Annotated in this window: 9 protein-coding genes; 7 read left to right on the top strand and 2 right to left on the bottom strand. The window is 31.7% G+C overall.

Going from position 1 to position 12,228, the window contains the following annotated elements; genetic code table 11:
* Positions 1 to 100 precede the first annotated feature (100 nt).
* Together ES045_RS01010 and ES045_RS01005 are read right to left on the bottom strand one after the other, a co-directional pair.
* Positions 101 to 1,477 (bottom strand): hypothetical protein, encoded by a 1,377-nt coding sequence (locus tag ES045_RS01010; protein ID WP_223267147.1) that lies wholly within the window; start codon positions 1,475 to 1,477, stop codon positions 101 to 103.
* A 26-nt stretch (positions 1,478 to 1,503) separates the two neighbouring features.
* Positions 1,504 to 3,936 carry a TonB-dependent receptor gene (locus ES045_RS01005; RefSeq protein WP_147111018.1) on the bottom strand — a complete coding sequence of 811 codons (2,433 nt, stop codon included), beginning with the start codon at positions 3,934 to 3,936 and terminating at the stop codon, positions 1,504 to 1,506.
* A gap of 323 nt (positions 3,937 to 4,259) precedes the next feature.
* On the opposite strand from ES045_RS01005, the gene ES045_RS01000 reads away from it, so the two are divergent.
* From ES045_RS01000 to pgi, 7 genes are all read left to right on the top strand, one after another.
* Positions 4,260 to 5,420 (top strand): homogentisate 1,2-dioxygenase, encoded by a 1,161-nt coding sequence (locus tag ES045_RS01000; protein WP_147111015.1) that lies wholly within the window; start codon positions 4,260 to 4,262, stop codon positions 5,418 to 5,420.
* A gap of 52 nt (positions 5,421 to 5,472) precedes the next feature.
* Positions 5,473 to 5,832, top strand: coding sequence for a four helix bundle protein (locus ES045_RS00995; protein WP_147111011.1), 360 nt, complete (start codon positions 5,473 to 5,475; stop codon positions 5,830 to 5,832).
* Positions 5,833 to 5,879: 47 nt separating this feature from the next.
* Positions 5,880 to 7,043 carry a 4-hydroxyphenylpyruvate dioxygenase gene (gene hppD / locus ES045_RS00990; RefSeq protein ID WP_147111009.1) on the top strand — a complete coding sequence of 388 codons (1,164 nt, stop codon included), beginning with the start codon at positions 5,880 to 5,882 and terminating at the stop codon, positions 7,041 to 7,043.
* Between the two features lie 364 nt (positions 7,044 to 7,407).
* Positions 7,408 to 8,325 (top strand): tryptophan 2,3-dioxygenase family protein, encoded by a 918-nt coding sequence (locus ES045_RS00985; protein ID WP_147111006.1) that lies wholly within the window; start codon positions 7,408 to 7,410, stop codon positions 8,323 to 8,325.
* 100 nt (positions 8,326 to 8,425) lie between these two features.
* Complete coding sequence (locus ES045_RS00980) at positions 8,426 to 9,196, top strand: DUF3108 domain-containing protein (protein WP_147110998.1); 771 nt, start codon at positions 8,426 to 8,428, stop codon at positions 9,194 to 9,196.
* A 122-nt stretch (positions 9,197 to 9,318) separates the two neighbouring features.
* A complete protein-coding gene (locus ES045_RS00975) occupies positions 9,319 to 10,599 on the top strand; it encodes a M23 family metallopeptidase (RefSeq protein ID WP_147110995.1) in 1,281 nt (426 codons plus the stop codon).
* Between the two features lie 4 nt (positions 10,600 to 10,603).
* A complete protein-coding gene (pgi, locus tag ES045_RS00970) occupies positions 10,604 to 12,172 on the top strand; it encodes a glucose-6-phosphate isomerase (RefSeq protein ID WP_147110992.1) in 1,569 nt (522 codons plus the stop codon).
* Positions 12,173 to 12,228 lie beyond the last annotated feature (56 nt).

The raw sequence follows: 12,228 nt of genomic DNA, 5'->3' as shown, positions 1-12,228 counted from the left end.
TGTTGGTGTTTTATCAGAAAAAATATCAAACAGCATTTAATAAAAAACACCCTTTAGGTTATTATGCCTAAAGGGTGTTTTCATTTAAGGTTAATTGGTCTTAGTAAATACCAATATAAGTACCTTCTGCTAAATTTTCTAATGTTGCACCAACAGTAAAACCATCAGGACTTGTAGAGGTTGTATCAAAAATATATACATTACCATCTTTACCTGTCGGTGTAATTGCCATGTAGAATTTGCCATCTTTAACAACAGCACTTTGGTATTGTCTTAACCAAAGGTTGGTGGGTAAATTCATTTTAATTGCTGTACCGTTATATAAATCTACACGAGCAACAGACCAATTAGAATCGCTATTTGAATTTGTTTCATCTGATCTTAAGTACGGAACATAACCAATTCCGTTTCCGGCATAAAACCATCCGTAAGATCTTGTGTTTTCTCCTAATAGATCAGATAAATTAAATTGAAAGCTTTCATCATAATCACCATTACTTATTTTTAAAATATTTGTGTCATACGTGTTGTCTGGCACAGAAATAATTTGATATACATCTCCAAGTTCATCTTTGTAAGCAACAGGAGTTCTATAGCCATTAGTAGCGCCTTTTGCAATATCGGTAGAAATAATTTTAGGGTTTGTTAAAGAAGGGTAATCTAAAACTAATGTTTCCGTATTTTTGTAAATTGCAGGAGGACATCCTCTACCAGAACAAGGTTTTTCTGGGTTGTATGCACTTTTAGACATGCCATAATATATTTTATTACCAGCAATAACAGGTGCATCTACTCTACCAACATAATTATAATGATCATAATCTGTACCTGCTACATTAATGGTATAAGGCTCTAAATATGTATCACTTACAGGAATAATAATTTCTTCAATAGAACCAAAAGTAAGGTTGTTTAAACCAACACTCATAATTCTTAAAGTAACATCAGATCTTATAAATTTTGTAGCATCATTTTCATCATAAACTCTTGTAGCATTGCTACCACTAGCATAATGTATAGACGCAGATTCCTCGCTAGCTTTCGTCCACCTTGGGTAGGCTGTACCCATTGCAAATTCTACATTTTTTTCGAATAATTGGCTATAACTTTCTTCGCCATCAACAGAGAACTTGTAGATTCTTCCACCGCCATAATCAAGATTATATAAAGATTTTCCATCCGTAGATCCAAAAATTCTTGCAGTTCTTGTAGAAGGTATTTCAAACCCTTTACCATCATAACTTACAGTTACGCCAGCAGTTACATCTGTTAAAGCTTGCGTATACACTTTTGTTTCTCCGGTTGGGCTTGCAGATAAAGCTAATGTAAATTGGTTGCGACCTTCTATGGTTGGTTCTTCTGGTTCTGGGTTATCAATTGGGGCATCACTACTACAAGAAGTAGTTATAAAAACGATTGAAAGTATACTCAAAACAATTGCTTTTTGAATAGACCATTTGAAATTGAAATTCATCATAATAAAGTAGTGTTTAAAATTTAATGTTAAAAAATTGTGTAGTTTATTTTCATGTAAAAAGCACGTCCTGGTTTTTGTAAAGCATAATTATCAAAAACCTGAGTGTTTAAAATATTTCTTGCGTCTAAAGAGAAGGTTAGGTTTTTGTTAGGAAATGTATGTGTAATACCAATATCGCTAACTAATTGTGTTGGTATGATGTCTTTTCCAGTTCCGCCTAAAGATTCCCAATCTCTGTAAAACCAATGCACATAAGATAAGTTTGTAGAGAATACTGTTTTAGATTTTTTTTGAAATAAATTATCGCTTGTATATCTTAAGTTACCATTTGCTGTAAGAAAAGGTGCATTTCTTTCTCGGTCTCGATACCAATTATATGCTAGACCTGTTTCATCAAACTGAGTATTAAAACGGGAGTTAAATACAGATACATTTCCATTAAAATCTAATTTTCTGTCGTAAGAGTAGAAAATATCAATATCAAATCCTTTACTTATGTAGCTTTCATCATTAATAAACTCGGTGGTTTCATCGGTATCATCTTCTCTTACATTTCGTTTTATTTTGTCTTTGGTATCTCTTAGAAAAGTGTTTATTTTAATGCTGGTTTCATTTTTCCCATAAGTAAAAGTACCTAGTACCACACCTAGGTTTACGTTTTTACTTTTTTCGGGTTTTAAATTATAATTAGGCTCAAGGTTTTCGGCAAGATTACCAAACAACTCTCGAGCTACAGGGAGCCTGAACGAATTTTCTACGGATGTTTGAATTAAAATATTAGGTAAGAGTTCATATGCGATGGTAAATCCAAATCCGTTAGCAGTTGCATTTCTAGTTACATTATTTAATTCGACAGGAGAAGCCTCATTTTCTTTTTTATATTCAATAATCTGTATATTTTGATTGAAATTTTTATAAAAAATAGCTGTCTTTAGTTTGTCCTCAAAAGCATTTAACTCATAGCCTAACCCTAAAATACTCTTATTAGAAAACCTAGTGTCTTCTAAATTTCTTATATCAATATGTCTTAAAGGATCTTGTAAATCTCTAATAAACCTTGTGTGTAAAAAGTTAGCGGTTATTGCGTGGTGATCGTTTATCTTATATTTTGATGTTGCACGACCTAGGTATACTTTTTCAATACTTTCTTGTAATGTTGGGTTTCCTGCTTCAGCACCAGAGAAATACTCGTAATACCCTGTTGAGTTTCCACTTGAATCAAATTTTTCTTTACGTTTCCCGTCCCAATCATAAATAAAAGGAGTAATGTCTGTTAGGTTCCTTTTCAATCTAGAATATGATGAAAATAAATCTACAGTAATTTTTTTGTTTCCTAAAAAGCTAGCATCTTTATAAGATGCACTAATCAGTTTTGTTTGCTGTGCTACTTTTCTATTTCCGTAAACAGACTCCATGGTAGCGCCATGTTGTATCTCTTTATTTAGAGAGGAATAAAGAGCACCCACCAACAACTCATCTGCCCATTTTTGTTTAGAAAAGCCCGCATCTACTTTAAAACCTTTAGAAGTATACGCATCATGAAATCTTTTAGCCCATACATAAGTAATGTCTCCCCTTGTTGGTCCTTCTGTATCTGTAGTATAAACTTGGTTTCCCCAGACTTTGTAGTTGTTGTCAGAATAGTTATAAAAACCAGAACCTCTTAGAGTAAAACCAGAATTGTTATTGTATTTATTACCAGCTATTGTAGCTTGGTGTGTATTGAAAGAGCCAACTGAATAAGAAGTGCTTAAAGAATTTTTATTAAAATCATCTTTTAAAAGTACATTTATTGCGCCGCCCAAAGCATCTCCCGCCAATTCTACCGGAACAACACCTTTGTAGACTTCTATACGCTTAATCATGTTGGTTGGTATGCTACTTAAAGAAAAAGAAGGACCGTATGATTGTATTGGAGATCCATTGATAAAAATTCGAATTGCATTGCCCGAAAGGCCATTTATAGTATAATGTGTGTGAGAACCCAAGCCACCATTTTGCCTTATTCTTACACCAGAAGAACGATCTAAAACATCATTTGCTTGTATAGATTGTAGTGCTATATCTTTCATTTTTATAGCATTTACAGCAAAACCTTTTGTTTCTAGTTTGCGTTCTTTGGTTTTACTTTTTATAATTACCTCTCTTAAATCATTTGTTTGGTTGTAGTGTAAAATGTGGTTTATAATTACTTCTTTAGTACTTATCTGAACGGTTACACTTTCTGTATCCTTACCAAAGTATTTTATTTTGATGATGTGTTTTCCATAGGCTAAATCTTTAATTGTATAAAACCCTTTCTCGGTTGTGTAGGTATGTTTCGTTCCGTTTTCTAAGTAAACAGTTGCTAAATCTGCAGGAGTATTGTCTTTAAATTTAATAACACCAGTAATTGTTGCTTTCTGAGCAAAAAGAGATAAGCTAGCAAGAAAGAGAGAGAGGTATAAAAAGGATTTCATTTTAATTTTGTTATTTTTATTAAATCTAAATAATAATAATTTCTGCAAAGGTATTTTTTAATACCAATCTCACAAGAGTTATTTAGAATAATTTTAAATAAGGTTCAATGCCTTCCTATTCTAGGTAAATAAATGGTTCAGGTACTTTTTAAAGAATAAAAAAATAAGAATTGTATTATTTCCTATCTTTGTATAAATAACTAAATCGATTGAGATGTATTTAGATTTATTATCACATTTAAAATTCCTAATAAAACGCAACCCAGAATAGCGGTTTTTAATTTTTATATTAATCAAATTATTAATTTAAAATTTAACAAAACATGCCTTTTTATCATAAATTAGGAAAAATTCCACCCAAAAGACACACACAGTTTCGTAAAAAAGACGGAAGTTTATATTACGAACAACTCTTTGGTACTATTGGTTTCGACGGAATGTCTACCAATTCTTATCACGAGCACAGACCCACAATGGTCAAAGAAATTGGTAAACAATATTCTGTAAAACCAAAAATTGCCAAAGCCAATAATATTCAATCTTATCGTTTTCGCGGATTTCAAGTTCCATCAGAAGATGATTATTTAGAAAGCAGAAAAATTGTTTTAACAAATTCTGATTGTAACATTATTTTATCAGCACCAAAAAAGTCTACCACAGATTATTTTTATAAGAATACAGATGCAGACGAAGTAATTTTTATCCATAAAGGAACCGGGAAATTAAGAACGCATCTAGGTAATATCAATTTTAAATACGGAGATTATTTAGTAATTCCGCGAGGAATTATCTACAAATTAGACTTCGATGATGAAAATAACAGACTTTTTATTGTAGAATCTTATTCGCCCGTTTACACCCCAAAAAGATATAGAAATCATTTTGGTCAACTATTAGAACACTCCCCATTTTGCGAGCGAGATTTAAGAAGACCTCAAGAATTAGAAACGTATAATGAGTTAGGAGATTTCTTAATAAAAGTGAAAAAGCAAGGCGAAATTATAGAAATGATTTACGCTTCACATCCTTTTGATGTGGTTGGTTACGACGGTTATAATTTTCCGTACGCATTCTCAATTCACGATTTCGAACCAATTACCGGTCGCATTCATCAACCGCCACCAGTGCATCAAACCTTTGAAACAAATGCCTTTGTAATTTGCAGTTTTGTACCACGTTTGTATGATTATCACCCGAACTCAATTCCTGCACCATACAATCACAGTAACATCGATTCAGACGAAGTTTTGTATTATGTAGCAGGCGATTTTATGAGTAGAAACGACATCGATCAAGGTCATATTTCCTTGCACCCATCCGGAATTCCGCATGGTCCACACCCAGGAACTACAGAAAAAAGCATCGGAAAAACAAAAACAGAAGAATTAGCCGTTATGGTAGATACTTTTAAACCTTTGATGGTTACAGAAGAAGCTATGAAAATTGCCGATGAAACCTATTATAAATCTTGGTTGGAAAAATAGAATAAAGAAACTAGAGTAAAGAATAGAGATAAATTAGGATTGAATAAATAGATTGGAAAAGAGAAAAAGACATAACTACAAGAATTTAAAGATTTGGCAAATAGGAATCGAAATTGTTGATGATGTTTATACTATTATTGAAGGTTTTCCAAAAGGTGAAAGATTTGGATTAATTTCTCAAATTAGTAGATGTTCTGTATCTATTCCAAGCAATGTTGCTGAAGGTTCATCAAGAACAGATAAATCTTTTTCGCATTTTTTAGACATTTCTTTGGGTTCTTCTTTCGAACTTGAAACTCAATTAATAATAGCATATAAAAGAAATTATATAAATAAAGAACAATTAACAAAGATTGAAGTAAAAATTCAAGAATTTCAAAAGATGACAATGGGTTTTCAAAACAAACTCTAATTCTCTTTTTTCTTGCATCTCTTCTCTCTTTTCTATAAAACATAAAGATGAGTAAAAAAGAAATAAAATCAGTAGACTACGGTTTAGAAAAAATATTTGAAGGAGCACAAGATTTCCTTCCATTATTAGGAACAGATTATGTAGAATTTTATGTTGGTAATGCAAAACAAGCAGCACATTTCTACAAAACAGCATTCGGATTCCAATCACATGCATATCGTGGACTAGAAACAGGTTCTAAAGATTCTGTGAGTTATGTCTTAACGCAAGACAAAATAAAGCTGATGCTAACAACTCCGTTAAATAGCAAATCGCCAATTAACGACCATATTGTAAAACATGGTGACGGTGTAAAAATTGTAGCACTTTGGGTAGAAGATGCTAGAAAAGCGTATGAAGAAACAACTTCTAGAGGAGCAAAATCATACATGGAACCAACTGTAGAAACAGATGAAGATGGAGAAGTTGTAAGAGCAGGAATTTATACCTACGGAGAAACAGTACACATGTTTGTAGAACGAAAAAATTACAACGGCGCATTTTTACCAGGTTTCCAAAAATGGGAATCAGAATACAATCCGCCAAGTGCAGGTTTAAAATACATAGATCACATGGTTGGTAATGTAGGTTGGAATCAAATGGATGTTTGGGTAAAATGGTACGAAGATGTTATGGGCTTTGAAAACTTCTTATCGTTTGATGACAAGCAAATTCATACTGAATATTCTGCATTAATGAGTAAGGTAATGTCTAACGGAAACGGTAGAATTAAGTTTCCAATAAATGAACCAGCAAAAGCTGCAAAGCGTTCTCAAATTGAAGAATATTTAGATTTTTATGAAGGAGCAGGAGTGCAACACATAGCAGTTGCAACAGACGATATTATTAAAACTGTAAGTCAATTAAAAGCAAACGGAGTAGAGTTTTTATCGACTCCACCAGAAGAGTATTACAGATCAGTACCTGGAAGATTACAAGAATTTAGTCACGAATTAGGGGAAGATATTGAAAAATTAATGGCTTTAGGTATTATGATTGATGCCGATGAAGAAGGTTATTTATTACAAATTTTCACAAAACCAATTGAAGACAGACCAACTTTATTTTTCGAAATAATTCAAAGAATGGGCGCCAAAGGTTTTGGAGCAGGAAACTTTAAAGCTTTGTTTGAATCAATAGAAAGAGAGCAAGAAAAAAGAGGAACGCTGTAAATCAGTAAACAGTTTTTAGTTGTAGTTAAATCAATGTCATTGCGAGGCACGAAGCAAGCTAATAATTGTTACTACTTATTTTTAACAGATTTCTTTATGTTTTAAATAAGTTAAAAAGAGTCAAAAATATAAGATGAAAAATCTTTATTTTTGGCTCTTTTTCTATTCTAAATGAATACTAAAGATTCATTCAATTTATTAAAAAATAATAAAAGGAAACCCTCTTTTAAAGATATTTATACGATTCTATTTTAATGCTGTGTCTTTTTCATACGAATCGGAATCTCTAGGTATTTCAACAAATAAATTAGATTTTCAATAAAAAGTCTTGTTTCTTTGTTCTCTTATCTTGATTCCCGAAAAAATGAACAAAGACGAAATTTTAAAAGCAATAGAAGAAAAATACGATAAATTAGGGGTTCCTGTAGATTCGATGTTAGAAGGTTTACTTTGGAGCACACCAATTACGTATTGGGATTATATTCAGACAGACGCACTTTTAGGTTTGCAAACACCAAGAACAACGCAACCAGATGAGATGGTTTTTATTATGTATCATCAAGTAAATGAGCTGTTGTTTAAAATGATTTTGTGGGAAATAGATCAAGTTGCAAAAACCACGGAAGTTTCTGTAGCTAAATTCTCGATGCATTTAGGCAGAATTAGCAGGTATTTTGATATGTTGTGCAGTTCTTTTTCTGTAATGGCAGACGGTATGGAGAAAGAACAATATCTTAAGTTTAGAAATACATTAACACCTGCAAGTGGTTTTCAAAGTGCACAATACAGAAAAATTGAATTTGCTTCTACAGAATTAATTAATTTAATTGATGCGCGTTTTAGAAAAGATATCGATAGAAATTCATCTTTTAAAAATGCATACAATCATTTATACTGGCAAGCGGCAGGTAAAAATTATACTACAGGGCAAAAATCTACTTTATTAAATCTTTTTGAGGAAAAATATTTAGGTGAGTTCATCCATTTTATGGAAGATTATAATGATATCAATCTCTCAAAGAAATTCAAACAATTGCCAAAAGAGGTGCAAGAAAATGAAGATTTAATAAAAGCAATGCGTCATTATGATTATACGGTAAATGTAAAATGGGTGATGGCACATTACAACGCTGCAGGTAAATATTTAGGCGGAAAAGAGAAAGATTTAGAAGCAACCGGCGGAAGTAGTTGGCGAAAATATATGCACCCAAAATTCCAACGAAGAATCTTTTATCCGTATTTATGGAGCGAAGAAGAATTAAAAAATTGGGGAACATTTTAAGTTAAAAGAAGCGTTAAAAGTCATTTACAAAATAGAAGTAAATGACTTTTTTCTTTTTTGGAACGGTAATTGTCAATACTTTTTTATAAGTTTGAGAACTATGAAAAAACATACCCTACTATTATTTGCACTCTTTTTATCTTTAATTACTTTTTCGCAAGAAAAAAAAGTAGCCTTTAAAGACGGAGAATGGTTGCGCTATAAAATGAGTTACAGCGGATTCTTAAGAGCAGGAACTGCCGTCTTAGAAGTTAAAGAAACCGATTTAAACGGTAAAAAAGTATTTCACACAAAAGGCACTGGTTGGACTTCTGGGATGATTAAATGGTTTTTTAAAGTAGATGATGTTTATGAAAGTTATTTTGATAAAGACAATGTAAAACCGTACGTGTTTAAAAGAAGGATTGATGAAGGCGGTTATAAAAAACATAGAATAACTAATTTCGATTACAAATCTAAAATGGCGTATGTTCAAGATTTTGAAAACCAAACAGACACTGCAGTTGCCTTTTCTAACATTCAAGACATGCTTTCTTCTTTTTACTATTTGAGAAATCAAGATGTTAAGCAAATGAAAAAAGGAGATGATATAGCCATTGATATGTTTATGGATTCTCAAGTGTATCCTTTTAAACTTCGTTTTTTAGGAAAAGAGGTTTTAAAAACAAAATTCGGAAAAGTAAATTCTTTAATATTTAGACCTTTAGTGCAATCGGGTAGAATTTTTAAAGCACAAGAGAGTGTAACAATATGGATTACCGATGATGCAAATAAAATACCAATTAAAATGAAGGCAGATTTATCTGTTGGTTCTCTAAGGGCAGAGTTAGAAGCTTACAAGGGCTTAGCTAATGAATTTAAGAAGAGTTAATTAGATTTTGAATAGAATTATTAAAACTTTAACGAAACCGTTCTAGGAACTTCCTTGTTTAGTTTTAAAATAAATCAATTTTATTTGTACTTTTGAGGGTTGAATTTAATCACTCCTATTTTTTGAAAAAAATAATCTACCTCTTACTACTAGTTTTTGCATTTTCTGCTTGTAAAAACGATGAAAAAATTAAAGAACCAATTCTAAAACCGAAGCCTAAACCCAAACCGGTTTATAAATACGGATTTAAAATAGACGATTATAAAGTTGTTTTAGATACAATAAAAAGTGGAGAAAGTTTTGGTGTTATCTTAGACAGGCATCATGTTGGTTACCCAAAAATTAATGAAATTGCAGTTTCTATAAAAGATGTTTTTGATGTTCGAAGAGTAAGAGCTGGTAAACCTTATATGATTTTATCTAGCAAAGATTCTTTAGAAAAAGCCAAAGTTTTTATTTACAAAAATGATAAGATTAGAGCAACGGTTGTAAATTTTAAAGACTCTATAATTGAAGCTTACTCTTATCTTCAACCAATAAAAACGGTAGAACGAATTGTAGAAGGAGAAATTTACTCGAACCTTTCTAATGCAATGGATAGTTTGCATTTATCACCAAACATAACGTATGCTGTTGCAGATATCTATGCTTGGACGTTAGATTTTTACAAACTTCAAAAAGGAGATTCTTTTAAACTTGTTTTTGAAGAAAAATTTATTAAAGATAGCCTTTTTGCTGGTTATGGTGAGATTAAATCTGCTGTTTTTAAACACAATAATCAAGATTTATACGCCTTTAGATTTGTTGCAGATTCTATAAATGGCATTCCAGAATATTATGATGAAAAAGGAAACATGTTGAGAAGTCAGTTCTTAAAAAGTCCTATTAAATTTCAGTACAGAATATCATCTAGGTATAATTTAAAAAGAAGAATTGCTTATTATGGTAATAGAATAAGACCTCATAAAGGAACCGATTTTGCGGCAAACATTGGTACTGAAATTATAGCAACAGCAAGCGGAACGATTTCTGAGTCTGAAAGAAGAGGAGGTAATGGTAATTATGTAAAAATTAAACATAATGGTACGTATTCTACGCAATATTTACACATGAAAAAGCGTAAAGTAAAAAGAGGGCAATACGTAAAACAAGGAGATGTAATTGGTTGGGTAGGAATGACAGGAAATACTGGTGGCCCACATGTTTGTTATCGCTTTTGGAAACATGGGAAACAAGTAGATCCATTAAGTCCTAAAACAAAATTACCAGAAGCAGAACCTTTAAAGGAGAGCTTAAAACCAAGGTTTTTAGAATTTATGTACCTTCTAAAGAATCAACTAGATAAAAACATACCAGAAATAAAACAACCGACAGTAATTACAGAAGTAATCGCTCAAAACTAATCAAATGGCTTTAAAAAACATCAATCCAACCAAAACACAAGCTTGGGAAAAACTTACAGATCACTTTAATAATAACAAAGAGATTCGTATTAAAGATTTGTGTAAAGACATTAATAGACAAGAAGATTTTTCTTTAGAGTTAGGTGATTTATCCGTAGATTTTTCAAAAAATAGAATTACTGAAGAAACAATTTCGTTGTTGGTAGAATTGGCGAAAGAAGTTGATTTAAAAGATGCGATTGAAAAGCAATTTTCGGGTGAAGTAATTAATGTTACAGAGGGTAGAGAAGTTTTACACACCGCTTTAAGAAGTACTTCAGATGAACCCGTTTTAGTTGATGGCAAAAATATAAAACCACAAATACAAGCTGCTTTAAGAAAAATTAGAAGTTTTAGTAATAAAGTTATTTCTGGAAAATGGAAAGGATATACAGGTAAATCTATTACCGATATTGTTAATATTGGTATTGGAGGATCGGATTTAGGACCAGATATGGTAGTTGAATCTCTTCAATATTATAAAAATCAATTAACTACACATTTTGTTTCTAATATAGACGGAGATCATGTTTCTGAGATAATGAAGAAACTAAATCCGGAAACCACATTATTTGTAATTGTATCTAAAACATTTACAACACAAGAAACCATTACAAATGCAGAAACGCTTAAAAACTGGTTTTTAAAATCTGCAACTATTTTTGATATTCCGAAACACTTCGTGGCGGTTTCAACAAATTTAGAAGCAGTAGATAACTTCGGTGTAGACAAAGCAAACGTTTTTCCGATGTGGAATTGGGTTGGTGGTCGTTTTTCTTTGTGGTCTGCAGTTGGCTTGTCTATTAGTTTATCTGTAGGGTTTGATAATTATAGAGCTTTATTGGATGGTGCAGAAGAAATGGATTTGCATTATAAAAATACAGCATTCGAAAATAACATTCCAGTAATTTTAGCCTTGTTAAGTATTTGGTATAATAATTTCTACGAAGCAGAAACAGAGGCTGTATTGCCATATTCTCAATATCTAAAAAAATTACCAGATTATTTACAACAAGCTATTATGGAAAGTAATGGTAAAGGTGTAGATAGAAATGGCGATAAGATAGATTACCAAACAGGAACTATTGTTTGGGGGAGTACGGGTACAAATATGCAGCATGCATTTATGCAACTGGTGCACCAAGGAACAAAATTAATTCCGGCAGATTTTATTGGGTATAAAGAGTCTTTATATGGTTTAGTAGATCATCATAAAAAATTAATGGCAAACTTTTACGGTCAAATAGAGGCATTGGCTTTTGGGAAAACAGAAGAAGAGGTGCATTTAGAGTTGAAATTTTCTGGTGATGAAGCTAAGATTGCAAAATTATTACCATTTAAAGTTTTTGAAGGAAACAGACCCAGTAATGCTATCCTTTTTGACAAACTTACGCCCCGTTCTTTAGGGAAGTTAATCGCCTTATATGAACATAAAATTTTCACACAAGGAATTTTATGGAATATCTATAGTTACGATCAATTTGGAGTAGAATTAGGAAAAGAATTGGCGAAAAAATTATTGAATAAGCAGTAATTATGGCGTTTATGAATTAAAGTATTAATAATTTAATTGATTCTTTATGGTTTGTT

The sequence above is a fragment of the Polaribacter sp. IC073 genome (assembly GCF_007997075.1).
Classification (GTDB): domain Bacteria; phylum Bacteroidota; class Bacteroidia; order Flavobacteriales; family Flavobacteriaceae; genus Polaribacter.
Note: the sequence above shows the minus strand (reverse complement) of the source record. Positions and strands in the feature narration are given on the sequence as shown.